This is a genomic window from Paraburkholderia sp. JHI2823, assembly GCF_038900695.1.
Taxonomy (GTDB): Bacteria; Pseudomonadota; Gammaproteobacteria; order Burkholderiales; family Burkholderiaceae; genus Paraburkholderia; species Paraburkholderia mimosarum.
Map to the genome: position 1 here is coordinate 416,477 of NZ_JAYMRY010000001.1, position 26,236 is coordinate 442,712.

Here is a 26,236-nt window from a genome sequence, read left to right on the forward strand (position 1 = left end):
AACTTTCAAGTCGAGGACTCCCATGCTGCTCGCCCAGATCAGCGACCTGCACATCAAGCCGCCTGGCGCGCTCGCCTATCGCCGCGTCGATACGGCGGCGAGTCTCGCGCGCACCATCGCGCGGCTGAACGCGCTCACGCCGCGCCCGGACGCCGTGCTCATGACCGGCGACCTGGTCGATCGCGGCTCGGTCGAGGAATACCAGCACCTCAAGACGCTGCTCGAGAGGCTCGAGATTCCGTACTGGCTGCTGATCGGCAACCATGATGCGCGTGGGCCGCTGCGCGAAGTGTTTGCCGAGCGGCCGGAACTGCGCCAAGGCGGCGAGTTCGTTCAGTACGCGGCGAACGTGGGCCCGCTGCGCGTGATCGCGCTCGACTCGATGCAGCCTGGGCAAAGCGCGGGCACGCTCTGCGAAACGCGGCTCGCGTGGCTCGCCGAGCAACTCGACGCCGCGCGCGGCCAGCCCGTGGTCGTCGCGTTGCACCACCCGCCGTTCGATTGCGGCATCGGCCACATGGATGCGATGCGGCTCGATGCGACCGCGGCGCGAGCGCTCGAAGCGCTCATCGCCCGGCATCCCAACGTCGAGCGCGTGCTGTGCGGTCACGTGCACCGTCCCATGTTCGTGCGCTTCGGCGGCACGATCGCCGCGGCCGTGCCCGCGCCCGCGCATCAGGTCACGCTCGACCTTGCGCCCGATGCGCCCTCGACCTTCACGCTCGAGCCACCCGCCTTCGCACTGCATCGTTACGAGCCGCAGCGCGGGATCGTGACGCACCACGGGTATGTCGATACATTCGACGGCCCGTACCCGTTCTACGAACCTTCCGGCGAATTGATCGACTGACTAAGCGACTGACTGCGCGGCTGAATGTGCCTGCCGGCGAATGCGCCCGCGCAGGCGCACCGGCACGCACACCGCGCGCCAGCGCGATTGCGCGCGCTCCGGTATGATCGGCACGCTCGAAGCCAGCCTTTCGTATCGACGGGCGCCGCCCGCATTGCGCACATGTCCACACCCGAATCCGCAGCCGCCGACGAAAGCCGGTCGCTGTCCGGCCTGCTGCTCCTGCTCGCGATCATCGCGGGCGTGACGGTGGCGAACATCTACTTCAACCAGCCGCTGCTCGACGATTTCCGCAAGAGCTTCCCGGCCGGCGCGGCATGGATCGGCGCCGTGCCTGCGGGCACCCAGCTCGGCTACGCGGCCGGCATGCTGCTGCTCGCGCCGCTGGGCGACCGCTTCGACCGCAAACGCATCATCCTGCTGCAGACGGCCGGCTTGTGCGTCGCCCTGCTCGTAGCCGCCACCGCGCCCTCGCTCGCCGTGCTGGTCGGCGCAAGCCTCGCGATCGGCATACTCGCCACGATCGCGCAGCAGGCCGTGCCGTTCTCGGCGGAGCTCGCGCCGCCCGAAGTGCGTGGCCGCGCGGTGGGCACCGTCATGAGCGGCCTCCTGCTCGGCATCCTGCTCGCGCGCACCGCGGCGGGCTTTGTCGGTCAGTACTTCGGCTGGCGCGCGGTGTTCGGGGCGTCGATCGTCGCGCTGCTGGCGCTCGCGGTCGTGATCGTGAAGAAACTGCCGAAGAGCCAGCCGACTTCGACGCTCGGCTACGGCAAGCTGCTCGGCTCGATGTGGCATCTCGTGCTCGAGTTACCGGGCTTACGCGAAGCGTCCGCGACGGGTGCATGCCTGTTCGCCGCGTTCAGTCTCTTCTGGCCCGTGCTCACGCTGCTGCTCGCGGGCAAGCCCTTCCATCTCGGGCCGCAGGCGGCGGGGCTGTTCGGCATCGTCGGCGCGGCGGGCGCGCTGGCCGCGCCGGTCGCGGGCCGCTCCGCCGACAAGCGCGGGCCGCGCGCGGTCATCACGCTGTCGATCGCGCTGATGGCCGTCGCGTTCGTCATCTTCGCGCTCTCGGGCAAGAGCCTGATCGGCCTCGTGATCGGCGTGATCGTCCTCGACGTCGGCGTGCAGGCCGCGCAGATCTCGAACCAGTCGCGCATCTACGCGTTGCGGCCCGAAGCGCGCAGCCGCGTGAACACCGTCTTCATGGTGTGCTACTTCATCGGCGGCGCAACGGGCGCCGCCGTGGGCGTGAGCGCCTGGCGCGCGTTCGGCTGGATCGGCGTGTGCGGGGCCGGTCTCGCATTCACCGCGCTCGCGGGCTGGATTCACTATGCAACGCGCCCGCGCGCAGCCGAAGGCGCACAGGCTTCGTCGTGAGCGCTACTTGCGTGCATAGAGCAAATCGGTCATGTCGTCGGCGTGCTCCTCCTCTGTTGCGAGGATCTCCTCGAAGATGCGCCGCGTCGTGGTGTCGTCATGGCCGAGATAGTGGATGATCGCGCGATAGCTTTCTATCGCGATGCGCTCCGCGATGAGGTTCTCGCGGATCATGTCTCTGAGGTCGGTGCCTTCCTTGTATTCCGAGTGCGATCGTCCGAGCAGCGTCGCCGGCGAGAAGTCGGGCTCGCCGCCTAGCTGCACGATGCGCGCGGCAAGCATGTCGGCGTGCTGCTGCTCCTCGTTCGCATGCTGGAGAAACTCAGCAGCCACCGACTCGGACTCGATACCCTTCGCCATGAAATGGTGCCGCTTGTAGCGCAGCACGCACACGAGTTCCGTCGCGAGCGCATCGTTGAGCAGCTTGAGCACGGTCTCGCGGTTCGCGGGGTAGTCCGGCGTGACCGGCCCCTGGTCGAGATTGCTGCGCGCCTCGTTACGCACGCGCTTGAGGTCGAACTCGAACGTAGCCTGTGTCTTCGACATCTGAATCTCCTTGCTGGATGACATGCATGAATGGGTTTTACATGGGACGCGCGCTATCCACGCATGACGCCCAGCAGCAGCGTGACCACGAAGACCACGAGGAAAATGTAGAACAGGATCCTGGCGATCTCAGCCGCGCCCGCTGCAATGCCCGTGAAGCCGAAGACGGCTGCGATGATCGCAATGATGAAAAACACGATGGCGTAATGAAGCATGGGTAGTCCTCCTCATCCCTTGATCATCCGTCGTCATTCTCTCGGGCGGATATGCTGCGCTGTGTCGCGCGTGCGCCTGCGCTTGAGCAAACACCGGACCCGGCCGCGCGCGCAAGCCGCACACATGACCGGGCACGCGCGATGCTTGACAGTCGTCTCCTTTGGCACCGTGGAGGACTTCCTCATGAAACGCATGATTGCCCTCTTTCTGATTACCGCTTCGATGGCAGCGCTCGCGGCCTGCAACACGATGGCGGGCGCCGGCGAGGATGTATCCGCAGGCGGTCACGCCCTCACGAACTCGGCGGAAAAGGCGAAATAGTCACCGGTGAACGGTAAAGCCACCGGCATGACCACCCATTGCGGGTGCCACGAGTCTTCGGAGCGTGCGCAGATGCCCGCGTGCATGCCGGATCAACGCGATGCGTTGGCGGCCGCGCCTGCATAAATTGCACGGCGCGATGCCGCGTGCGTCGCGTGTCGCGTGAGCGGATTGCGGGTGCGCGCGACGATAGCGGCGCGCGGTGACGGGTGGCGCGTGAGCGCTCAGGAAGTGCGGCGGCGGTCGTCGAACAGGAACGACAACCCCACGCTGCCGAGAATCAGCACGGTCGCGACGATGGTGCCGCCCGTGACCGCCTCGCCGAGCAACAGCGCGCCGAGGGCGACGGCGACGACCGGATTCACGTACATGCAGCTGCTCGCGACGAGGGGGCTGGTGTGCCGGATCAGGTAGCCGTAGGCGACATACGCTGCCATCGTGCCGATCAGGAGCAGATAGAGGAACGCAACGAGCGGCAGGACATGAAGCTCCGCCATGCGTTCGCCGCTGATCAACGCGACCGCCGTCGACATGGCGCCGCCCAGTCCGATCTGCAGCGCCGTGGCGAGAAAGAGATCGGAGGGCAACGCGAGATGCCCCGCCAGATGGGCGCCGATCGCCCAGAAAAGGGCGCCGCACAGAATGGCGAGACTGCCGCCCGCCGAGCCCGAGGCGCCGCCGCCATGGCTCAGGATCGCGATGCCCACGAGGCCGAGCGCGACCGCCGCCCACTCGGCCTTCGCAACGCGCCGCCCGGTGACGGCCGAAATCACTGTCGCGAAGAGCGGAACCGTGGCGACCATCACGGCCGCCGTGCCGGTGCCCACGGTCCGCATGCCGTAGGCGAGCATGCCGCTCGACAGCCCTACGAGCAGCGTGCCCACCACGCCCGCGTTGCGCACTTCGATCAGCGTCGGCATGACGGGTCGTCGGCGCATCGCGAAGACGAAGAGACCCACCCCGGCGAGCAGGTTGCGCAGACCGGAAAGCAGGAGCGGCGGGAACGCATCGAGCGCGACTTTCACGCCGAGATACGTCGAGCCCCAGACGAAGTAGACGACGGCAAGCGAGAGCGCGACGCGCCCGCCGCGCGATTGTGGCAGCCGCACACGGCGCACGAGACGCCATGACGCCGCCGCGGCAAGGGAAGCCGCTTCGAGGAACGAACGGAAAGACATGCGCGAAGGCACACGCGGGGGCATCGTCATATCGCCGCGGCGCGTGAAGGAAAGGACCGCGGGCGCCCCGGCATAAAAGCGGCGGGACGGATGAAACTCGACGGCATGGGGCAGGTGCGCAAGGACGCAAAAAAACGGAGTACGAAAGACACCCGAGACGGGCGACCCGCATTATGCAACAAGGTCTGGGGCCGTGGATGCTTTCGGTACGCTTTATGCGCACCGATGTTGACAGACCGCGCCACGAGACAAGGGACGCATCCCAGAGACCTTGGATTCGAACGCCTGCGGGGTCACGTTAGCGAGATCGTGCTACGATGCTCAAATCTTTCGATTAACTTTCAGCCATCTGGCAAGTCATCGCTCACCATGCGGCCGCCCGTTTCGCGCTACCTGTTCGCCCCGCTGCCGCGCACCCAGCGCATGGCGCCGGCGCACGGCCGCGCGGCGCGCATGAAAGCTGCCGTCTGCCTGCCTCTGCGCGCCCGCGCGCCTTCACGCGCCCCGCTCACCGCCGCCCGGCGCCTGTACTGAACTTGCCTCCTTTGCCGCACCGGAGCCGTTCGGGCGGGCTCCGGGCCGAACCGTTGCGCCCCACAGTGCCCCGGCCGTGCCACGGAGGTGCCCAGTGCGCTCCACTGCTCAGTGTCGAGCGCCAGCCCTCCCGACCCGACAACGCTTTCTGATTCGCAAGGAGAACATCCATGACGAAGAAAATCCGCTACCTGACCGAACTCGATGTCGCGCGCCTCGAAAAATGCGCCGCCGAGCCCGGCGCCGCGACTGCCCGCCAAACCATGCTCGACGACGTCCTCGAACACGCCGTGATCGTGGAAGCGCGCGACGTCGCCGCCAATGTCGTCACGATGAATTCGCAGGTGACGCTCGTGAACGAGCGCAGCGGCGAAACGCTCACTTACACCGTCGTTTATCCGCATGACGCCAACGTCGACGCCGGCCGCCTCAACGTGTTCTCGCCCGCAGGCCTTGCGCTGCTCGGCGCGAAGCGCGGCAACACCGTTCACTTCACGACGCCAGGCGGCGCCGTGGAAACGCTGAAGATCGAGCGCATCCTGTTTCAACCCGAGGCCTCGAACGATTTCACGCTGTAAAGTTCGGCGCGCGGCACGCCTCGCCTGGCACAACTCGGGCGAGAAGGCACTTGCCAGATCGTCGCAGCGCGGTGTATCGTTTGGCCTTGCTTACGCGGGGGTCCTGCGTCATGCGCCGCATCGAACGGAAGTCGTGCAGCGTATTTCGCGGGTGAGAAATACCCTTTGAACCTGATCTGGATAATGCCAGCGCAGGGAAGCGTCCGGACTTCGCATCGCTCAACGCCTCACCTCATCACAGCGAAGTCCGTCCACGTTCCGTCTCAACTCCTGCTAAGCCGTTGTTCCCACTTGGCTTTCCCTGGAGAGAGACGCATGAACGCGAATCCGAAGTTCATTTCCGCCAACGCGCACGTCGACGAAGCCGCGATCGCGCCGCTGCCCAATTCCCGCAAGATCTACGTGACGGGTTCGCAGCCCGACATCCGCGTACCGATGCGCGAAATCAGCCAGTCCGATACCCCGACGGGTTTCGGCGGTGAAAAGAACCCGCCGATCTACGTCTACGACACCTCGGGTCCGTACACCGACCCCGAAGCGAAGATCGATATTCGCGCGGGCCTGCCGGCACTGCGCCAGAACTGGATCGAAAAGCGCGGCGACACCGAAGCGCTGCCGGGCCTCTCCTCCGAATACGGCCGCGAGCGCGCCGCCGACCCCGCGACGGCGGAACTGCGCTTTCCGGGCCTGCACCGCACGCCGCGCCGCGCGAAAGCCGGCAAGAACGTCACGCAGATGCACTACGCGCGCCAGGGCATCATCACGCCGGAGATGGAATACATCGCGATTCGCGAAAACCAGCGCCGCGCGGAGTATCTGGAAAGCCTCAAGGCGAGCGGCCCGAACGGCGCGAAGCTCGCGGCGATGATGGGCCGCCAGCATGGGGGCCAGGCGTTCGGCGCCGCGGCCTTCGGCGCCAACGCGCTCAAGGAAATCACGCCCGAATTCGTGCGCGAAGAAGTCGCGCGCGGCCGCGCGATCATCCCCGCGAACATCAACCACCCGGAAAGCGAGCCGATGATCATCGGCCGCAACTTCCTCGTGAAGATCAACGCGAACATCGGCAATTCGGCGGTGACATCGTCGATCGGCGAAGAGGTCGACAAGATGACGTGGGCGATCCGCTGGGGCGGCGACACGGTCATGGATCTCTCGACCGGCAAGCACATTCACGAAACGCGCGAGTGGATCATCCGCAACTCGCCGGTGCCGATCGGCACGGTGCCGATCTATCAGGCGCTCGAAAAGGTCAACGGCAAGGCCGAAGACCTCACGTGGGAGATGTTCCGCGATACGCTCATCGAACAGGCCGAGCAAGGCGTGGACTACTTCACGATCCATGCGGGCGTGCGCCTCCAGTACGTGCCGCTGACCGCGAACCGCATGACGGGCATCGTCTCGCGCGGCGGGTCGATCATGGCCAAGTGGTGCCTCGCTCATCATAAGGAATCCTTCATTTACGAGCATTTCGAAGAGATCTGCGAAATCATGAAGGCCTACGACGTGAGCTTCTCGCTCGGCGACGGCCTGCGTCCCGGCTCGATCTACGACGCCAACGACGAAGCGCAACTCGGCGAGCTCAAGACGCTGGGCGAACTCACGCAGATCGCGTGGAAGCACGACGTGCAGGTGATGATCGAAGGCCCGGGTCACGTGCCGATGCAACTCATCAAGGAAAACATGGACCTGCAGCTGGAATGGTGCGACGAAGCACCCTTCTACACGCTCGGGCCGCTCACCACGGACATCGCGCCGGGCTACGACCACATCACCTCGGGCATTGGCGCGGCGATGATCGGCTGGTTCGGCACGGCCATGCTTTGCTATGTGACGCCGAAGGAACATCTGGGTCTGCCGAACAAGGACGACGTGAAGGAAGGCATCATCACGTACAAGCTCGCGGCGCACGCGGCCGACCTGGCGAAAGGCCATGCGGGGGCACAGGTGCGCGACAACGCGTTGTCGAAGGCGCGCTTCGAGTTCCGCTGGGAAGACCAGTTCAACCTCGGCCTCGATCCGGACAAGGCGCGCGAGTTCCACGACGAAACGCTGCCCAAGGACTCGGCCAAGGTCGCGCACTTCTGCTCGATGTGCGGCCCGCACTTCTGCTCGATGAAGATCACGCAGGACGTGCGCGACTTCGCTGCAAAGCAAGGTGTGAGCGACGACGAGGCCCTGAAGAAAGGCATGGAAGTGAAGGCCGTCGAGTTCATCAAGCAAGGCGCCGAGATCTATCAGCGCCAGTAAGCGCGGACGGTGTTCCGGCGGACGCGCGCCGTCCGCCGAAACATTTTCTAACGACTCCCACAACTCGCTGACAAGCGCACACACCCGGATACGGGTCGCGTGCCTACGATGAACGTATCGGAGGTGCGGCGTGCGCGCGATGCCCGTGCCGCACCGCGCATTCCACATCGCTTTGCGTGGGAGTCGAAAAATGAAAACGCTCAAACGTGCACGCAGTTTAGTCACGGTGACGACCCTCGTCGCCGTGCTCGGCAGCCTGGGAGCTTGCGACAACATGTCGAGACGCGACCGCGATACCGTGATCGGCGCGGGCGTGGGCGGCGCCGCGGGTGCGGCCATCGGCGGCAATGCGCTCTCCACGGTGGGCGGCGCGGCAGTTGGCGGCATTATTGGGAATCAGGTGGGCAAGTAATTCGCGGACGCACGTGCCGTCACGCGTCGACGATGCGGCTACCTGAATAGCGGCACGATCGAAGCGACGGCACAGAACAGAAACGACGCGACAGGCAGCACGCCGTTCAAGGCGTGCAACAGGGAAGGACGCGCGGTGCAGACCCTCAGAGGTCTGCACCGCGTTTCTTTTGGGTCCTCGCAAGTTGGGACGCAGCACGCCCTGAAACATTCGGTGAACGGGTCACCGCCCCGCCGTAACACACGGCGCGCGCGCCCGGCGTAAGCTCGAACGGTCGAACGGCCCGGGCCAGAAGGCGATAACCCGCGCTGCGGTTCGCCCTCTTGCGGAGCTCGCCATGAAACACTCGTCCGTGTTCCTGATTGCCGCCGCACCCTCATCGGTCCGCAATGAGCGCTCCGCGCGAACGCTGCGCCCTGCGCCAAAGCTCGGCGCCGCTGCGGCAGCGCTCCTCGCGCTTTCCGGCTGCTACTACTATCCCCCCTACGCCTACGGACCCTACTACTACGGCACCGTGCCTATAGCGAGCGCCCAGCAGGAGGCCATGGTCACGCAAACTGCGCCTAATCCGGCGCCGGCCGCCGTGCCGGACGCCCAGTATCCGGGCCCACTCTATTCTTCGCCGCCCGTCGCGTTGGCCGTGCCTGCGTGGCCCGCGTACCCCGCCGCTTATCCTCCGTACCCTGCGTATCCCGCTGCGTATCCGGCGTACTACCCATGGCCGGCGTACGGCTGGGGCTGGGGTGTGCCGGCCGTTTCGTTCGGCTTCGGCTACTGGAGCGGCGGCGGCGGCGGCAGGCACGGGCACCACTGACGGGCTCCAGCGATCCTCGCAGCTCCAACGCGGGATCCAGCATAAAACGGTGCCAGACCGTACTTTCCCTCCTTGACGCCCGTGACTCGCTACCTATCCTCCAAGTATGCCCGCTGGGATTGAAGCATCGCCTTAACTCAGCCGTCCCATCAGCCATTGCACTCCACAGCCGACGACGCGCCCCGGCGCACGCACCTGCTGCGCCGACAACGAATCACAACCAAGGAGACGTGATGTTCCATCAGCTGTTGACCCCTATCGGCAATTCGCTGTTGTTCTCATTCCTCGTGGCCGTGCTGCCTATCGTCACGGTGCTCGCCCTGCTCGGCTGGGCGCGGCGGCCCGCATGGCAGGCCTCGTTGGCGGGCCTCGTGGTCGGTCTGATCGTTGCGATCGCGGGCTGGCAGTTCCCCATCAACCTCGCGATCAGTTCGGTGCTCGCGGGTGTGGTGTTCGCGCTTTGGCCGGTCATGTGGATCGTCGTCACGGCGATCCTGCTGTACAACATCGCGCTGCGCTCGGGCCGCTTCGCGGCCTTTCGCATGTGGCTGCTCGACAATCTGCCCAACGACCGGCGCATCGTGCTGGTCGTGGTCGGCTTTTCGTTCGGCGCGCTGTTCGAAGGCATTTCCGGCTTCGGCACGCCGATCGCCATCACGAGTTCGCTGCTCATCATGCTTGGCTTCCCGGCACTCGAAGCCCTCACGTTCACGCTCATCTTCAATACGGCGCCGGTGGCGTTCGGCGCGCTCGGCGTGCCGATTACCGTGCTGGGCGCGGTCACGCACCTGCCCTCCGACCTGCTCGGCCAGATGGTCGGCCGCCAGCTGCCGTTCTTTGCGCTGCTGCTGCCGTTTTATGTGATTGGGATCTACGCGGGCGTGGGCGGCATGCTGCGCGTCTGGCCCGTGCTGCTGGTGTCGGGCGGCAGCTTCGCCATCACGCAGTTCATCACGGCCAACTTCATCAATTACAGCCTCACCGACGTGCTCTCGTCGCTCGTCTCGCTGATCCTCACCATCCTTTTCCTGCGCGTATGGAAACCCGTGACGGATCCTCACTTCGCCATCAAGGTCGATCGCGCCAACGAAGCGCGCGGCGCGGTGTCGGGTGCGCAAGGCTGGTATCCGTGGATCATCGTCGCGGCCGTCGTGATCATCTGGACGGTCGCGAAGGTCTTCACGATCGGCGAGGTGAAGGTGCCGTGGCCCGGTCTCGACAAGGCCGTCTACATCACGCTCTACAACACGCCGTACGGCGCAATCTGGGACTTCCAGCCGCTCGCCACCGGCACGGCCATTCTCGTTGCGGCGATCATCACGGCGTTCGTCGTGCGCCTGAAGCCCGCGGACTTCGGCGGCGCAATCGTCGATACGTGGGTGCAGACGCGCATCGCCATCCTGACCGTCGCGACCATCGTCGGGCTCGCGTTCCTCATGAACTACTCGGGGCTCACCTATACGCTGGGCCTCGCCGTCGCTTCGGTCGGCGCGTTCTTTCCGCTGGTTTCAGCCTTCCTCGGCTGGGTCGCGGTGTTCCTCTCGGGTAGCGACACTTCGGGCAATGCGCTGTTCGGCAACCTGCAGGTGGTGGCCGCCAAGCAGCTCAACCTCAACCCCATTCTCATGGCGGCGACCAACTCCTCGGGCGGCGTGATGGGCAAGATGATCTCGCCGCAGAACATCGCAACGGGCGTTGCCACCACCGATCTCAAGGGCAAGGAAGGCCACGTATTCGCGAAGACCTTCAAGCACTCCATCCTGTTGACGGTGCTGCTCGGCGTCCTCGTGTGGCTGCAGCAGAACGTGCTGACGTGGATGATTCCGCACTGAGCCGCCGCCCGTCGGCGCACGCATGAAAAAACCCGCCTGCGCGGCCAGGCGCAGGCGGGTTTTTTCGTCAGCCAGCGGGCGCCGGCCTGTGCGAGGTTTAGTGGAGTTCGTCGACCACGAGGCTCATGATTTCCTGCGCAGGGCGCGAGGAATCAATCTGCCCGTTGTCGTCCACGATTGCCACGCGCGTCTGGTTGTCGGTCACGGCGCGCACGTTGAGCTTGTACTGCTTGGCAACCTTCTCCTTGCGACCGTGGAAGACCTGGTTCCAGAAGCCCTGCTCGTCCGAACTCAAGTCCTTCGGGTCGACATAACGCACGTAGTAGATGCCCTTCGTGCGGTCGCGGTCGTCCACGGTGAAATTGGCGCGGTCGAGCGCGATGCCCACGCGCACCCACGCGCGATCGTACGGCTCGCCCAGCGTGAGCTCAGTTGAGCTGTACTGGCCGGACGTGCCCTGCGCATCACCCTTTGACGCACCGCTGCCCGACTGCCCGCCCACGGCCGCGACATTCTGCGCGGCGACGGCTGCTGCGGCGGCGTCCCCGCCCTTCGACTTCGCGGCGGTGCCCTTGCTGTTCGCCTTGGCGTCGGCTTCGGCTGCGACCTGCGCGTCGGGCACGCCCGGCTTTGCGTTCGCGAGCGTCATCATGAGGCGCTTGAGGTACTCCGCTTCGAGCGCAGGATCGTTGGGCTTCGGCACCCACTTGCTCGTCTCGTTGTTGGTACCCGAGAGCTGCTCGCTCAGCCCCTTCTGGCTGATGAACACATACGTGCCGCCACTGGGCGACGTTTCGAGGCGCGTGCGGTACTTGTTGCGCTCAGCGGTCACGTACGAGTTCCCCGTGGCCCACGAAAGCGTGTTGCGGATGAGACCGTCGCTGATCTTCGGATGGGTTTCGTTCCAGTCCGTTTCCATCACGCCCTTGTCGCGCTGGTCGACCACGAGCAGGAAACCTTGCTCCTGCCAGAAGCGGCGCACCTGCGCCCACACCTGGTCGGGCGTGCGGCTGTCGATGACGAGCCAGCTTTCCGTGCCGTCGCGCTGGATGTGCATGCCCGGCACCTGCGGAACCACCTGGGTCTGGTCGGACTGCGGCGCGGCGGCCTGGGTCTGCTTGAGCGAGGACAGCGAGGTCTCGCCACCTTGCGGCGCCAGCGAGCGCTGGTCGGACGCTTCGTCGAGCATGTTCGGCGGCACGGCGAGCGACGACTGCTTCGCCTTGGCGTCACTACGGTAATCGATCTTGCCTGGCGTCGGCGAGCTGCAGCCGGCGACCAGCCCGCCCGCCATCAGAAGCGCCAGCGCGCGTGCGGCAAGACGTTGATGAAAATCACTCATGTTCGGGTAATCCCTTCGGCTACGCCACGGCCAGTTTGCGTGGATCAACCAAACATTTTACCGGCCAGGCGGCCCGCTGTGCAAAAACTGCGGAGGGACTTCATGTCCTCGCGTGACGACCTCCGTCGTGGGCGTCCGCATCGCCCGAACTGTCGACCCGTAACATTTCTCCACATTTGAGCCGAGGCAATCCCGCCCTTGTCTCGCCTGCATTTCCCTTTTATTTCAATGAACTAGCGGCGAACCGCGACTGAACGCGACGTTGCGCTCGGCCGCCATGACAGCGCGCACCTCTTGCGAAAACGACCCCGGTGCTAATTTCGCTTCGAAATCTCAAAAAAGAAGTTCACACAAAGCAGGACCGGAGAGCGTCATGAAAACTTACAGCTTCGCCCAGGCGGGCCGCGCCGCGGCCTTCTCCTGCGCGCTCGGTAGCCTCGGCATCGCCACCACCGCATACGCCGCGCTCGGCGACATCGCGGCAATGCCTGCCGGCGCCGTCACACGCGCCGTTTCGGGCGGCGCCGCTCGCGTTGTCAGTTATGTCGACGCGAGCGGCACGAGCGTCAGCGAATATGTCGCCGGCGGCACCGGGACGGTGTTCGCGTACACGTGGCAAGGGCCCGCGCAGCCCAACCTGGAAATACTGCTCGGCCGCTATGCACCCGACTGGCGCAGCGCGGCCGCTGCGCTGCACGCGGCCGGCGGCGACGACCTGCACGCTGCGCGTGTCGACGGCTCGCAGGTCGTAGTCGAGACGGGCGGCCACATGCGCGCGTACGCAGGACGCGCGTGGCTACCCGCCGCGCTACCCGTCGGCATCGGCGAGGGAGATTTGCAATGAGCGACCTCCCCCACCCGCGGCTTTCCTGTCTCGCCCGCGCCCGGCTGGGCGCCGGAGTCGCCGGCTTTGCGCTCTGCGCGCTGCTGGCCGCCTGTGGCGGCGGCGGCTCCGGCACTGCGTCGGGCAATGCAACGGCATCAGCGAGCGCGACACCCAAGGCGAGCACGCCGTCGCTCGCCAGCACGGGCAACCCGAGCGGCACGGTGCCGCAATCGGCCACGCCGAACGTCCTTGCCGTGACGGTCGGCCCCACGCCCACCTCGACGCGCAACATGCTGATGGCGAGCGTCACGGTCTGCGTGCCGGGCACCGCGACCTGCGCAACCGTCGACAACGTGCAAGTCGACACGGGATCGCAGGGCTTGCGCCTGCTCGCCTCGGCGCTGCCAGCGGGCTTCGCGCTGCCCGCAGTGACGGCTGGCGCGGGTGCCGACATCGCTGGCGAATGTTCGGTATTCGGCACGGGCTACACGTGGGGCGCCGTACGGCGCGCCGACGTGAAGCTCGCGGGCGAGGTCGCCGCCTCGCTGCCGATCCAGCTCATCGCGGACCCGGCGGTGCCCGCCGTGCCCTCCGGTTGCTCCGGGCTCGGCCTCGCGATGAATAGCGCCGCCACGCTGCACGCGAACGGCATTCTCGGCATCGGACCGTTCAGCGAGGATTGCGGCGTCTCCTGCGTGAACACATCACAATCCGCGTGGTACTACGCGTGTCCCGCGAGCGGCTGCACGGCGAGCGTGCAACCGCTCGCGCAGCAGGTCGGCAACCCGGTCGCGGGCTTTGCCGCCGACAACAACGGCGTGGTCATCGCGCTGCCCGACGTGGCCGCCGACGGGTCGTCTACGGTTAGCGGGTCGCTGATCTTCGGCATCGGCACGCAGGCGAACAACACGCTCGGCAGCGCGACCGTGCTGCACGCAAACGCGAACACCGGCTATGTGAAGACGACGACGTCGGATGGCACCGTCTACTCGCAGAGCTATCTCGACACGGGCTCGAATGCGCTGTACTTCAACAGCTCGACCATGGCGCGCTGTGGCATCTGGTATTGCCCGAGTTCTCCTGTCAGCCTCGCCGCCACGATCACCGGACTCGATGGCGTGAGTGCTTCCGTGGCTCTCTCGGTGACGGGTCCGGCAACGCTTCTCGCCACCGGCAACTGGGCGTTCAGCAATCTCGCGGGCTACAACGCCTATGCGTTCGACTGGGGACTGCCATTCTTCTTCGGGCGGCGTGTGTTCACGGCGATCGAGGCGCAGGCCACGCCTGCGGGCAATGGGCCGTACTTCGCGTTCTGAGCGCGGCCTCAGCGACGAGATTGCCGTGACACGCGAGTCACGGGCGAGTCAGAAATGACGAAGGCCTCTTGCGAGGCCTTGGTGTAACGGCACGGCGGTTCGCCTCAGTCGCTTTCGGCGTTCGCGTCCGGCGTGGTCTTCGCGAGCGGCGCGGGGGCGAGCCAGCGGAACGTCGCCAGGCCGGTTTCGTTGAACGTGCACTCCGCAGCCGTTGGCGTGACCGGGGCTTTCTTGATGCCGAGTTTTGCGGCAAGTGCCGCGACCGGCGTGGTCGGTTTGTCCTCCACGCCAGCGCCCGCCGTTGCGCCGGGCGCCGTCGGAACGGACATCGTGCCGGGCAACGCCGCGGCCTGTGCGACCGGTGCGGTGGCCGTCGTCGCGTGCGGCGCACTCGCCGCCGTGGGCGATGACGCTTGCGCCGAAACCGCGGCGTCGGACGCGGCCCCATGATCGACCTGCCCTTCGACCACGACGCGCGCGCCGCGCCAGGTCGTCGCGCTATGCGTGACCTTCAGCCCGCCGAAGGCCGTAGCGGCGAGCCGGTTGCGCATCTCCTCTTCGCAGGCGCTGGTGTTGCGGTACTGCGCCGCGCATCCCGCGAGCAGCGTGATCGCGGCCGCGAGGCCGGCGAAGCATGCGTTACGTTTGTTCATCGCTCTTCCGTTTTCAGGCTGCGGCAATTGTAGCGTAGGTCAGGGGAATCCCTTACGGCGCTCGAGCCCCCCGTTCGCCCTCGCGCCCGTGCACAACCGGACAGCGGCGCAGCCTGCTATCATCGCCGCTGTATATCCGTACAGTACCGCGCGTGCTTCCCGACTCTCCCGATCCGTTCTACTACCTCGCGAACTTCGAGCGCGCGCTGGCGTGGCTCGACGAGCGCTGCGCCGACCTGTTCGACGACGCCGAGCGCCGCTTTGCCGCCGACTTCGCGCACTTGCCGCGCGCCTCGCGCGCGCTCTTCGTGCGCATGCTGATGCGCAAGGGGCCGCATTTCCGCGCAAGCCGCCTCGCATACGAGGAGATCGGCTGCCCGCGCGCAGCGGCGGCACCGCTCGTCGCGGCGCGCTGGATCGACGACGCGCCCATGCTCGACCTCGCTGCCCTCGCCCCGCTTGTAATGAAGGCCGAATTGCAAGCGCTCGCCACACGCCTTGGCATCGCGCTCGAACCCCGCGCCACGCGTGCGGCCATGCTCGCCGCGCTTGGCTCACACTATGCCGCCGCGCCCCAGCCTCGTGCGTGGGACGCCTGGTTCCCCGCTTCGCCCGACACCGTGTTGCTGTTCACCGCCGCGCCGCTCTGCGAGCGCCTGCGGCTCATGTTCTTCGGCAACCTGCATCAGGACTGGTCCGAGTTCGTGCTCGCCGATCTCGGCGTCTATCGCTACGAGAGCGTGCCGCTCGACGATGCGTCGCGCGCGTTCCAGCGCCGCGAGGATATCGACACCTATCTCGCGCTGCGCGATTGCCGCGACGAACTAGACCGTGCCGCACAGGCCGCGGACTCCAATGGCGCCTGCGCACTCAACGCCGCCATTGCGACGACGCTCGCCGCGCTCGACGCGCTTGCCCCGCGCACGCAGGTCAACGCGTGGCTGCGCGCGCGTCATGACAAGCTGCGTCACGCCGCGGGACTCGCCGCCGAGCGCGCGGGCGACCCCGAACTCGCGTGGCGCGCGTATCTCGACTGCGGGCATCCCGAATCGCGCTACCGGCGCGTGCGCGTGCTCGAACAGTTGGACCGCCGGGACGAAGCGCTCGCGCTCGCAACGGCCATTGCCGAAGCGCCCCTTAACGAAGAAGAGGGCCAGCGCGCGGCGCGCACGCGCTCACGCCTCGCACGCACGCGCGCGAAGTCGAAAGCGACAGCGGAGCCGGGGTTCGCGCAGCGCGAACTGGCGCTGGTTGCAGCGCCTGCGGGACTGCGCGTCGAAGAAGCCGCCCGGCTCTCGCTAACCACGGCGCAAGCGCCGGTGTTCTACGTGGAGAACACGCTGATCAACGCCCTTTTCGGCCTGCTCTGCTGGCCCGCGTTGTTCGCGCCGCTGCCTGGCGCGTTCTTCCATCCGTTCCAGCGCGGCCCCGCCGACCTGCACGCAGCCGATTTCGTCGCAAGGCGTGCTTCGCAGTTCGAAGCATGTCTCGCCGAACTCGATACCCACGCGTACCGCGATTCGATCCTGCGGCGCTATGCGGACAAGGCCGGCATTCAGTCGCCCTTCGTCGCATGGCCCGCGTTGAGCGGCGAGCTGCTTGCGCTCGCGCTCGATTGTTTCCCCGCCGCCCATCTGCGCCTCTGGTTCGAGCGGCTGCTGCGCGAGCCGGTTGCGAACCGTTCGGGTCTGCCCGACCTCGTGCGCTTCTGGCCGCACGAGGGGCGCTACGAGCTCATCGAAGTAAAAGGGCCCGGCGATCGTCTGCAGGACAACCAGCGCCGCTGGCTTGCGTATTGCGCGCAGCATGGCATGCCCGTCTCGGTCTTGCTGGTGCGCTGGCCCGACTCTGACTCTACCGGCACAGCCGCCGCCTCGCAGGCGTTGCGCGCGCCATGAGCTACACCGTCGCCGTGCGCACGCTATGCGAGTTCACCGCCAAACGCGGCGACCTCGACTTGCGCTTCACGCCGTCTCCCGACGCGAGCGATGGCCGCGCCGGCCACGCCGCCATCGCCGCACGGCGCCCGCCGGGCTACGAGACCGAAGTCGCGCTTTCGGGCACATTCGAAACGCTGACGGTGCGCGGCCGCGCCGACGGCTACGACCCGGCGCGCCGCAGGCTCGAAGAGTTCAAGACCTATCGCGGCGATCTCGAAGCGATGCGCGAAAACCAGCGCGCGCTGCACTGGGCGCAGTTGCGCGTCTATGGGGCGCTCCTGTGCGAAAAGCTCGGCCTCGAGGCGCTCGAACTCGCGCTCGTCTACTACGACATCGGCTCGGGCCGCGAGACGGCGCTCGTCGAACACGCCAGCGCTTCGGAGCTGCGCGCCGCGTTCGAGACGCAATGCCGCCGCTTCGTTGCATGGGCCGACCAGGAATGCGGCCATCGGGCTGAGCGTGACGCCGCACTCGCCACGCTGTGCCTGCCGCACCCTTCGTTTCGACACGGCCAGCGCGAGCTCGCCGAGGCCGTCTGGCGCGCGGCCACCCAGGGGCGCTGCCTGCTGGCGCAGGCGCCGACGGGCATCGGCAAGACCATCGGCACGCTGTTTCCGCAGTTGAAGGCCTGCCCACGCGCCGCGATCGACAAGGTCGTGTTCCTGAGCGCGAAAAGCTCGGGACGCCAACTGGCGCTCGACGCCCTAGCCACGCTCGCCGGCGCTAACTGCGCCCCGTCCCCCGATGCAGCAGGTAGAAGGTTGCCGCTGCGCGTACTCGAACTGGTTGCGCGCGAGAAGGCGTGCGAGCATCCCGAAGCGGCGTGCCATGGCGAATCGTGCCCGCTGGCGCGGGGTTTCTACGACCGCTTGCCCGCCGCGCGAGCGGCGGCGCTCGATCGCGTGCGGCTCGATCGCGCGGCGCTGCGCGAAGTGGCGAGCGAGCACGCCGTATGCCCGTATTACCTCGGCCAGGAGCTCGCGCGCTGGAGCGATGTGATCGTCGGCGACTACAACTACTGGTTCGACACGAGCGCCATGCTGTTCATGCTCGCCGTTCACAACCAGTGGCGCGCGAGTGTGCTGGTGGACGAGGCGCACAACCTGCCCGAGCGCGCCCGCGCAATGTATTCGGCGGAACTCGTGCAAACGCGTATCGACGGCGTGCGCCGTGCCGCGAGCGCGCCGCTCAAGCGTGCGCTCGCACGCCTGCAGAAGCACTGGAACGCGCAGAACACCGTGCAACCGGGTGCCTGGCGTGCAAGCGACACCTTGCCCGAGGGCCTCGTTGCCGCGCTTGGCGACGTGATCGGTGCGATCGGCGACCAGCTCGCCGAGCCGGCGCTAGTGCGCGACCCCGAGCTGGAGCGCTTCTATTTCGATGTCCTGCATTTCACGCGCATCGCGGAACGCTTCGACAAGCATTCGCTGTTCGACGTAACGCCGCTGCCGCAGCAGAGCGCGCGCCGCCCGCGCTCGACGCTCGCGATCCGCAACATCGTGCCTGCGGAAGCCTTGCGCCCGCGTATCGCCACGGCGCACAGCACGACGATGTTTTCGGCGACGCTCTCGCCCACACACTACTACACCGACATGCTCGGACTGCCCGCCAGCACGGTGAGCGTCGACATCGACACGCCGTTCCGCGCTGAACAGCTCGACGTGCGCATCGCCCGCCATATCTCGACGCGCTACAAGGACCGCGAGCGTTCGCTCGAAGCGCTCGTCGCGCGCGTGGCGGAACAATATGCCGAGCGCCCGGGCAACTATTTGTGTTTTTTCAGCAGCTACGACTATCTGCAGCGAGCCGCCGATTCGTTCATCGCGCGCCACCCCGAGGTGGACGTATGGCTTCAGTCGCGGACGATGGACGAAGCCAGCCAGCAGGCCTTCGTCGCACGCTTCGTGGAAGGCGGCTGCGGCATTGGCTTCGCGGTGCTGGGCGGCGCGTTCGGCGAAGGCATCGACCTGCCCGGCACGCGCCTCATCGGCACGTTCATCGCCACGCTCGGCATGCCCCAGGTGAACGCCGTGAACGAAGCGATGCGCGCGAGAATGGACACGCTCTACGGCGAAGGCTTCGACTACACCTACCTGATTCCCGGCCTGCGCAAGGTCGTGCAGGCCGCCGGCCGCGTGATCCGCACCGAGCAGGATCGCGGCGTCGTGCATCTGCTCGACGACCGCTTCGCGCAACCCGGCGTGCGCGCGCTGCTCCCGGCGTGGTGGCGTATCGCTGTCAGTTGATCTGCATTCCGAACCAGATACAACTCAACGGCGGTTCGATCCCGACACCACGTCGATCCACACGGCGAGAACCAGGATGCCGCCCTTCACGATCATCTGCCAGTATGCGTCCACGTCGAGCATCGACATGCCGTTATCGAGGCTCGCCATCACGAGCGCACCGATCAGCGCGCCGTACACGGTGCCGGAGCCGCCGCGCATTGAGGTGCCGCCGATAAAGCATGCCGCGATCGCGTCGAGTTCGCCCATCGTGCCCGCGGAGGGCGACCCCGCCGCAAGACGCGCCGTGTTGACGATGCCCGCGAACGCGCACATGAGCCCCATGAGCGCGAAGATCGCAAGCTTCACGCGGTTCGTGTTGACGCCCGAAAGTCGCGTGGCTTCGAGGTTGGAGCCCACCGCGTAGATGCGCCGGCCGAACACGGTTTGCGTGGCGATCCATGTGAACACGCCGAGCAGCGCAAGCAGCAGCAGCACGGGCACCGGAATGCCCCCATAGCTGTCGAGCATCAGCACGAAAGCAAGCAGGATCGCGCCCGCGCCGACGATCTTCGCGGCGTCCTGCCAGAGCGGCACGACGCTCAGTTGATAGCGCCTGCGGTTCGCGCGCTGGCGCACCGTGAGCACCGCGAGCAGCACGAAGAGCGCGAGCGCCAGCACGTCGCCGGCCACACGCGGCAAATACCCCTGCCCGAGAAACACGAAGTGATCGGACACCGGAGCGATGGTCGAGCCGCCGGTGATGCCGAGCAGCACGCCGCGAAACGCGAGCATGCCGCCGAGGCCCACGATGAACGACGGCACGCGCCGGTACGTCGACCACCAGCCGTTGAAGAGACCCACGAGCACGCCGAGCGCGAGCACCACCGGCACGGTCACGCCGATGGGCCAGCCGCGGTTCACGTCGAGAATCGCAGCCACGCCGCCGAGCAAGCCCAGCAGCGAGCCGACTGAAAGATCGATCTCGCCCGCGATGATGACGAACACCATCCCGCACGCGAGCATGCCGGTGATCGACATCTGCCGCAGCAGGTTCGACACGTTGCGTGGCGTGACGAACGCGCCATGCGTGAGCAGCGAAAAGAACAGCCAGATCACCGCCACCGCGAGCAGCAGCGCGAGGATCTTGTAGCGTGAGAAGAGTTGCTGGAAACGCTGCGCATAGCCCTGGCTGGCTTGCGGCAGGCCTTGGCGTGCGCCTTGGGTCGTGACGTCGGGTGTCATACTGCACTCGCTGTATCGGGTTGGGCGCGCACGCTCTGGATCGCCGCGCCGAGAATGTCTTCCTGCGTGAGGTCTTCGTTGACGAAGTCGCCGCGCAACTCGCCCTCGCCGATCACCAGCACGCGATCGCTGATGCCGAGCACCTCGGGCAGCTCGGACGAGACCATCACGATCGCCACGCCGCGTTTGGCCAGCTGGAAGATCAGCTTGTAGATCTCGTACTTCGCGCCGACGTCCACGCCTCGCGTGGGCTCGTCGAGAATCAGCACTTTCGGCTCGGTGAGCAGCATCTTGGTGAGCACCGCCTTCTGCTGATTGCCGCCCGAGAGGCTCGCGATCGACAACATGGGATTTGCCGCGCGCACCGAAAGGCGCTGCATCTCGGTGCGGATCGTGTCGAATTCCGCGGCGGTATCGATGCGTCCGTGCTTCGAAAAACGCTGCAGCACCGAGAGCGTGATGTTGTGCCCCACGCCCAGTTGCGGCACGATGCCGTGGCGCTTGCGGTCCTCGGGCACCATGGCGATGCCCGCGTTGATCGCGTCGAGCGGCGAACGGATCTTCAGCGGCTTGCCTTCGAGCATCACCGTTGCCGTGCACACCCCCGCATAGGCGCCGAAGATCGCCTGCATCGTTTCGGTCCGGCCCGCGCCCACGAGTCCGGCCACGCCCAGGATCTCGCCACGCCGCAGCGAGAACGAGACGTCGTCCACGCGCTTGCGGCGCGGGTTCGTCACGTCGTAGCAGGTCACGTTGCGCGCCTCGAATACGACCTCGCCGATGTCGTGCGGCTCGCGCGGAAAGAGATTGCGGATCTCGCGCCCCACCATCATCGCGATGATGCGGTCGGTCGTGAGCGCCGCCATCGGTTCGGTGGCCACGTGGCGTCCGTCGCGAATCACGCTGACCGTGTCGCACACGGCTTCGACTTCGTCGAGCTTGTGCGAGATGTAGACGCACGCCACGCCGCGCCGCTTGAGGTCGCGCACGATGTCGAGCAGGATCTTCGTTTCCGCCGCCGTGAGCGAGGACGACGGCTCGTCGAGAATCAGCAGCTTCGCGCGCTTGTTGAGCGCTTTCGCGATCTCGATGAGCTGCTGGTGGCCGCCGCCATAGTTCATCACCGGCTGCGCCACGTTGATCGCGTCGATGTTCAGCTCGCGCAGCAATTCGTCGGCGCGCTGGTACATCGCCGCGTAGTTCATGCGGCCGCCCGGCAACGTGATCTCGTTGCCGAGAAAAATGTTCTCCGCAACCGATAGCTCGGGCACGAGCATCAGTTCCTGATGGATGATGACGATGCCGGCGCGCTCGGTGTCACGCACGCTCTGCGCTTCGAGCGGCGCGCCTTCCCACTGGATCTCGCCGCTCCAGGTGCCGTGCGGGTACACGCCCGACAGCACTTTCATGAGCGTGGATTTGCCGGCGCCGTTCTCGCCGCACAGCCCCACGCATTCGCCGGGCCGCACCGTGAGATCGATGCCGTCGAGCGCTTTCACACCCGCAAAGGATTTGACGATGCCGCGCATCGTCAGCAAGGGTTCGGTCATACGCTGGTTACTCGCTGCGAAGGCCCGCGCGCGCCGTGGCGTGCGCGGGCCGCCTGGCCCACGGCGTTACTGGCTGGCCAGTTGCGCCTGCGTGTAGAAGCCGTCCTTCACGACGACGTCGACGTTGCTCTTCGTCAGCAGCGTGGGCTGCAGCAGCACGGTGTCGACCTTCTTCTTGCCGTTGTCATACTGCGCGTTGTACGCGGGCTTCTGAGCCTTCGCGAGATCGACGGCGAGCTTCGCAGCCTCGCCCGCGATGAGCTTGAGCGGCTTGTAGACCGTCATGGTTTGCGTGCCCGCCACCACGCGCTTGACCGCCGCGAGGTCCGCGTCCTGGCCCGACACCGGCACCTTGCCCGCGAGATGCTGCGCGGCGAGCGCCTGGATCGCGCCGCCCGCCGTGCCGTCGTTCGAGGCGACGATTGCGTCGATCTTGTTGTTGTTCGCGGTGAGCGCGTCTTCCGTGATGCGCAGCGCAGTCGAAGCGCTCCATTCCGGCACCCACTGCTGGCCGACCACCTTGATGTCGCCGCGGTCGATCGCGGGCTTGAGAACCTTCAGTTGTCCTTCACGCAGCATCTTCGCGTTGTTGTCCGTCGGCGCGCCGCCCAGCAGGAAGTAATTGCCCTTGGGCTGCGCGTCGTAGACACCCTTCGCCTGGAGCTCGCCCACCTTCTCGTTGTCGAACGAGATATAGGCGTCGATGTCGGCGTCGAGGATCAGCCGGTCATAGGAGACGACCTTGATGCCCGCCTTCTTCGCCTCGGCCACGACATTGCCCAGCGTCTTCGAATTGAACGGCACGATCACGATGACGTCGACGCCACGCGAAATCAGGTTTTCGATCTGCGAAATCTGGCGCGCTTCGCTCGCGTCGGCCGATTGCACCGACACTTTCGCGCCCAGCTTCTCGGCCGCGGCGACGAAGTAGTCGCGATCGCGCGACCAGCGCTCGACGCGCAAGTCGTCGATGCAGAAGCCGATTTCGGGATGATCCTTGCTCGCATGCGCGAGCGGTGCCGCGAGCGACAGGCTCGCAAGCACAGCGCCGCAGATGAGCGAACTCAGAACAGAACGACGTTTGGCGAAATTCATGTCTCCATACTCCTCTTGATGCCAATGCACGCCGACGCGCGTACGCGTCGCCGCCACGGCGACTGGTTATCGGATAGATGCCGATTCAATGGCGCAACACACACAAAAACGGCCTGGCGTGCGGGCTACCTGTAGGACTGCCAATCGACTGCACGGCTACGCTGGGCGTGCAGTTCTTTTCCACCCCGACGCCTCCTTTCAGGCGCCGGTTGCGAAAACCGGTTCGAGTGCGCGATACAGCGCACCAAAGGTCGGGCGCCGCGCTTCGCGATACCATGCGTGGCGCGCGGCGTCGGGCTCACGCACCGCGAGCACGGGCGGTTGCGGGCAGACTTCGTCGAGCGACGCGCCAGGTTCGAGCGCGAGATGCGCGAGGCGGGCGGCGCCCAGCGCCGGGCCGACTTCGCCGCCCGTGCGCAGCGTGAGCGCGCGACCACTGATATCGGCGAGCATCTGGGTCCACCAGGCGCTGCGCGAGCCGCCCCCGATCACCGTGATCGTGTCGGGCACGAGGCCCGCCGCATGTAGCGCGTCAACGCCGTCGAGCAAGGCGAAGCCCACGCCTTCGAGCGTCGCGTTCGCGAGATCGGCCCGCGAGGTCTGCGGGGTCATGCCGTAAAACACTCCCTTCGCGTTGACGTTGTTGTGCGGCGTGCGCTCGCCGCTCAGGTATGGCAGGAACCACGGCCGGCGCGCATCGCGCCCGGCGCTCGAGTTCGCTTCGGCGTCGGCGAGCAGTGCCGCTACGCTCTCGTAGCCCGTTAGCTGCGCCGTGAAGTCGAGGCAACTGGCCGCGTTGAGCATCACGGACATCAGATGCCACGTTTGCGGCAATGCATGGCAGAAGCTGTGAACCGCGGAATCGGGATTGGCGAGAAAGCCGTCCGAGACGGCGAAATACACCCCCGAGGTGCCAAGCGAAAGCATCGCATCGCCGGGCCGTACGATGCCCACGCCCACGGCACCAGCCGCGTTGTCGCCACCGCCCGCCACAACGGGGATTTCGCGCAAGCCGAATTGCCGGGCAAGCTCTGGCCGCAGCGTGCCGGTCACCTGGTTGCCCTCGAATACTTCGGGCATTTGCGCGCGCGTGAGGCCGCACGCCGCCAGCAGCGTATCGCTATAGTCGCGCTTTGCAATGTCGAGCCACAGGGTGCCGGCCGCATCGGAGGCGTCCGTGGCGAAAACGCCCGTGAGCAGCCAGCGCAAATAATCCTTTGGCAGCAGGACGTGTGAGATGCGGGAGAAAATTTCCGGCTCGTGCTTGCGCACCCATAGCAGTTTCGGCGCCGTGAACCCCGGCATCGCGAGGTTGCCCGCGATGGCGTGCAGCTGCGGCACGGCGCGCTCCAGCTCGATACATTCGTTGTCCGAACGACCGTCGTTCCACAGGATCGCTGGGCGCAGCACCTCGCCTCGCGCATCGAGCAGCGTCGCGCCGTGCATCTGGCCGGTCAGGCCAAGCGCTTCGATGCGAGCCGGGTCGATGCCGCGTCCGCGCGCTTCCTCGATGAGCGCGCGCAATGCGCTCTGCGTGGCGAGCCACCAGTCCTGCGGCGCCTGCTCGGACCAGCGAGGGTGCGGCCGGCTCACGCTGAGCGCCGCGCTCGCGCTGCCGAGCACGTCGCCCGCGCGATCGAGCAGCACGGCCTTCACGCCCGACGTGCCGAGGTCGATACCGATGAACATGTCTCCGTCCTTCTTTTTTGCGCCAGTTTGCCTTCAACGCCAACCGGCGCAATTGCGAATTTGACGGCGCGCCTTGATGATTTTTCGCGGACCTCCCTCGCGCGCCGCGACAGGACTAGCGCTGACCAAAAATCGCCTGGTTCACGACGTTTTCGAGCCGCTCCTGCTGGCCGCTTGCGTGCTGCGGATTCATGCCGTGCGCGAGCGCGTCGGTAGCCAGCGACGAGAGCGAATAGCCGCCCGCGAGAATCTTGCGGCCGAACTCGCTGTCCCAGCCCGCGTAGCGCTGAGTGCGGAACTGCTCGAGGCGGTCGTTTTCCACCAGCACCGCCGCGCGTTCCAGCGCGAGCGCGAGCACGTCGATGGCGCCCACGTGGCCATAGAACATGTCTTCGGGATCGATGCTCTGGCGCCGCACCTTCGCGTCGAAATTCATGCCGCCCGTCGTGAAACCGCCGTGGCGCAGGATCTCGTAGAACGCGAGCGTGAGTTCTTCGACGCTATTGGGGAACTGGTCGGTATCCCAGCCGTTCTGCGGGTCGCCGCGATTCGCGTCCACGCTGCCGAACACGCCCAGCGCGAACGCCGTTGCGATTTCGTGATGGAACGAGTGGCCGGCGAGCGTCGCGTGATTTGCCTCGATGTTCACGCGAATCTCGCTCTGCAGGCCGTACTGCGTGAGAAAGCCGTGCACCGTGGCGACGTCGTAGTCGTACTGGTGCTTGGTCGGCTCCTGGGGCTTCGGTTCGATCAGCAGCGTGCCGGCGAAGCCGGTGCGGTGCTTGTGCTCGACCACCATCGAGAGAAAGCGCGCAAACTGCTCGCGTTCGCGCTTGAGGTCGGTATTGAGCAGCGTATCGTAGCCCTCGCGGCCGCCCCACAGCACGTAGTTCTCGCCGCCGAGCGTGCGCGTCGCGTCGAGCGCATGGCAAACCTGCGTGGCGGCATAGGCGAAGATTTCGGGGTTGGGGCTCGTGGCCGCACCGCCCGCGTAGCGCGGATTCGAAAACAGGTTGGCGGTGCCCCAGAGCAGTTTCACGCCGCTCGCCTGCTGGCGCTCGCCGAGGTAGTCGACCATGCGCTTGAAGTTTTCCGTGTAGTCCTTCAGGTCCTTGCCTTCCGGAGCCACATCGGTGTCGTGAAACGTGTAATACGGTGTGCCGAGTTTCGAGAAGAATTCGAACGCGGCATCGGCCTTCTGGCGCGCGCGCTCCATGGCGTCGCCGGGCTGCTGCCACGGCCGGTGAAACGCGCCCTGCCCGAAGATGTCGTTGCCGGGCCAGACGAACGAATGCCAGTAGCACACGGCGATGCGAAGATGCTCCTCGAGCGTCTTGCCGAGCACCTTCCTCGTACGGTCGTAGTGATGGTACGCAAGCGGGTTGTCCGACTGCGGGCCTTCGTATCGAATTGCGGGGATATGTTCGAAATACGACATGATGTCTCCAGT

At 66.3% G+C, this 26,236-nt stretch carries 22 protein-coding genes and 1 riboswitch; of the genes, 12 read left to right on the top strand and 10 right to left on the bottom strand.

The genetic code is table 11. The features are described from left to right. The first annotated feature begins 22 nt into the window (after positions 1-22). Both VSR34_RS02000 and VSR34_RS02005 read left to right on the top strand, forming a co-directional pair. Positions 23-850, top strand: coding sequence for a phosphodiesterase (locus tag VSR34_RS02000; RefSeq protein ID WP_342961734.1), 828 nt, complete (start codon positions 23-25; stop codon positions 848-850). Positions 851-1,012: 162 nt separating this feature from the next. Next, positions 1,013-2,227, top strand: coding sequence for an MFS transporter (locus tag VSR34_RS02005; protein ID WP_342961735.1), 1,215 nt, complete (start codon positions 1,013-1,015; stop codon positions 2,225-2,227). A gap of 3 nt (positions 2,228-2,230) precedes the next feature. Here VSR34_RS02005 and VSR34_RS02010 read toward each other — a convergent pair whose 3' ends face one another. Then, a complete protein-coding gene (locus tag VSR34_RS02010) occupies positions 2,231-2,797 on the bottom strand; it encodes a ferritin-like domain-containing protein (protein ID WP_028210115.1) in 567 nt (188 codons plus the stop codon). A gap of 29 nt (positions 2,798-2,826) precedes the next feature. After that, entirely contained in the window at positions 2,827-2,988 is a 162-nt protein-coding gene (locus VSR34_RS02015) for a DUF1328 family protein (RefSeq protein ID WP_028210116.1), read from the bottom strand. 184 nt (positions 2,989-3,172) lie between these two features. Here VSR34_RS02015 and VSR34_RS02020 point away from each other — a divergent pair, with 184 nt between their 5' ends. Further along, complete coding sequence (locus VSR34_RS02020; protein WP_028210117.1) at positions 3,173-3,310, top strand: entericidin A/B family lipoprotein; 138 nt, start codon at positions 3,173-3,175, stop codon at positions 3,308-3,310. Positions 3,311-3,534: 224 nt separating this feature from the next. On the opposite strand, the gene VSR34_RS02025 is transcribed toward VSR34_RS02020, so the two are convergent. Continuing rightward, positions 3,535-4,488 carry an EamA family transporter gene (locus VSR34_RS02025; protein WP_081715837.1) on the bottom strand — a complete coding sequence of 318 codons (954 nt, stop codon included), beginning with the start codon at positions 4,486-4,488 and terminating at the stop codon, positions 3,535-3,537. A 704-nt stretch (positions 4,489-5,192) separates the two neighbouring features. Here VSR34_RS02025 and VSR34_RS02030 point away from each other — a divergent pair. The 5 genes from VSR34_RS02030 to VSR34_RS02050 all read left to right on the top strand — a co-directional run bounded on the left by VSR34_RS02030 (position 5,193) and on the right by VSR34_RS02050 (position 10,905). Beyond that, positions 5,193-5,600: a GreA/GreB family elongation factor gene (locus VSR34_RS02030; RefSeq protein WP_028210119.1), complete on the top strand. Its 408-nt coding sequence runs from the start codon at positions 5,193-5,195 to the stop codon at positions 5,598-5,600. A gap of 86 nt (positions 5,601-5,686) precedes the next feature. Next, a riboswitch (TPP riboswitch) is annotated at positions 5,687-5,816 on the top strand. Positions 5,817-5,915: 99 nt separating this feature from the next. Further along, positions 5,916-7,847, top strand: a complete 1,932-nt coding sequence (thiC, locus tag VSR34_RS02035; protein WP_342961736.1) for a phosphomethylpyrimidine synthase ThiC — start codon at positions 5,916-5,918, stop codon at positions 7,845-7,847. Between the two features lie 190 nt (positions 7,848-8,037). Next, a complete protein-coding gene (locus VSR34_RS02040) occupies positions 8,038-8,259 on the top strand; it encodes a glycine zipper 2TM domain-containing protein (RefSeq protein ID WP_036017885.1) in 222 nt (73 codons plus the stop codon). Between the two features lie 337 nt (positions 8,260-8,596). Next, a complete protein-coding gene (locus VSR34_RS02045) occupies positions 8,597-9,073 on the top strand; it encodes a hypothetical protein (RefSeq protein ID WP_051381355.1) in 477 nt (158 codons plus the stop codon). Between the two features lie 233 nt (positions 9,074-9,306). Continuing rightward, complete coding sequence (locus VSR34_RS02050) at positions 9,307-10,905, top strand: L-lactate permease (protein WP_028210123.1); 1,599 nt, start codon at positions 9,307-9,309, stop codon at positions 10,903-10,905. 97 nt (positions 10,906-11,002) lie between these two features. Here the strand turns inward: VSR34_RS02050 and bamC are convergent, their stop codons facing one another. Continuing rightward, complete coding sequence (gene bamC / locus VSR34_RS02055) at positions 11,003-12,247, bottom strand: outer membrane protein assembly factor BamC (protein ID WP_342961737.1); 1,245 nt, start codon at positions 12,245-12,247, stop codon at positions 11,003-11,005. Positions 12,248-12,620: 373 nt separating this feature from the next. Here bamC and VSR34_RS02060 point away from each other — a divergent pair, with 373 nt between their 5' ends. Then, positions 12,621-13,091 carry a DUF2844 domain-containing protein gene (locus VSR34_RS02060; protein WP_342961738.1) on the top strand — a complete coding sequence of 157 codons (471 nt, stop codon included), beginning with the start codon at positions 12,621-12,623 and terminating at the stop codon, positions 13,089-13,091. Next, positions 13,088-14,389, top strand: coding sequence for a DUF3443 domain-containing protein (locus VSR34_RS02065; protein WP_342961739.1), 1,302 nt, complete (start codon positions 13,088-13,090; stop codon positions 14,387-14,389). The genes VSR34_RS02060 and VSR34_RS02065 overlap by 4 nt, the downstream gene beginning before the upstream one ends. A 104-nt stretch (positions 14,390-14,493) precedes the next feature. Here VSR34_RS02065 and VSR34_RS02070 read toward each other — a convergent pair whose 3' ends face one another. Then, positions 14,494-15,042: a hypothetical protein gene (locus VSR34_RS02070; RefSeq protein WP_342961740.1), complete on the bottom strand. Its 549-nt coding sequence runs from the start codon at positions 15,040-15,042 to the stop codon at positions 14,494-14,496. Between the two features lie 152 nt (positions 15,043-15,194). On the opposite strand from VSR34_RS02070, the gene VSR34_RS02075 reads away from it, so the two are divergent. After that, positions 15,195-16,940, top strand: coding sequence for a VRR-NUC domain-containing protein (locus tag VSR34_RS02075; RefSeq protein WP_342961741.1), 1,746 nt, complete (start codon positions 15,195-15,197; stop codon positions 16,938-16,940). Beyond that, a complete protein-coding gene (locus VSR34_RS02080) occupies positions 16,937-19,228 on the top strand; it encodes an ATP-dependent DNA helicase (protein WP_028210129.1) in 2,292 nt (763 codons plus the stop codon). The genes VSR34_RS02075 and VSR34_RS02080 overlap by 4 nt, the downstream gene beginning before the upstream one ends. A gap of 24 nt (positions 19,229-19,252) precedes the next feature. Here VSR34_RS02080 and VSR34_RS02085 read toward each other — a convergent pair whose 3' ends face one another. The 5 genes from VSR34_RS02085 to xylA form a co-directional block, all read right to left on the bottom strand. After that, positions 19,253-20,452, bottom strand: coding sequence for a sugar ABC transporter permease (locus VSR34_RS02085; RefSeq protein WP_028210130.1), 1,200 nt, complete (start codon positions 20,450-20,452; stop codon positions 19,253-19,255). Further along, positions 20,449-22,002 (bottom strand): D-xylose ABC transporter ATP-binding protein, encoded by a 1,554-nt coding sequence (gene xylG, locus VSR34_RS02090; protein WP_028210131.1) that lies wholly within the window; start codon positions 22,000-22,002, stop codon positions 20,449-20,451. The genes VSR34_RS02085 and xylG overlap by 4 nt, the downstream gene beginning before the upstream one ends. Positions 22,003-22,068: 66 nt before the next feature. Next, complete coding sequence (gene xylF / locus VSR34_RS02095) at positions 22,069-23,097, bottom strand: D-xylose ABC transporter substrate-binding protein (RefSeq protein WP_028210132.1); 1,029 nt, start codon at positions 23,095-23,097, stop codon at positions 22,069-22,071. 198 nt (positions 23,098-23,295) lie between these two features. Continuing rightward, a complete protein-coding gene (gene xylB / locus VSR34_RS02100) occupies positions 23,296-24,786 on the bottom strand; it encodes a xylulokinase (protein ID WP_342961742.1) in 1,491 nt (496 codons plus the stop codon). A gap of 115 nt (positions 24,787-24,901) precedes the next feature. Further along, entirely contained in the window at positions 24,902-26,224 is a 1,323-nt protein-coding gene (xylA, locus tag VSR34_RS02105) for a xylose isomerase (protein ID WP_028210134.1), read from the bottom strand. Positions 26,225-26,236 lie beyond the last annotated feature (12 nt).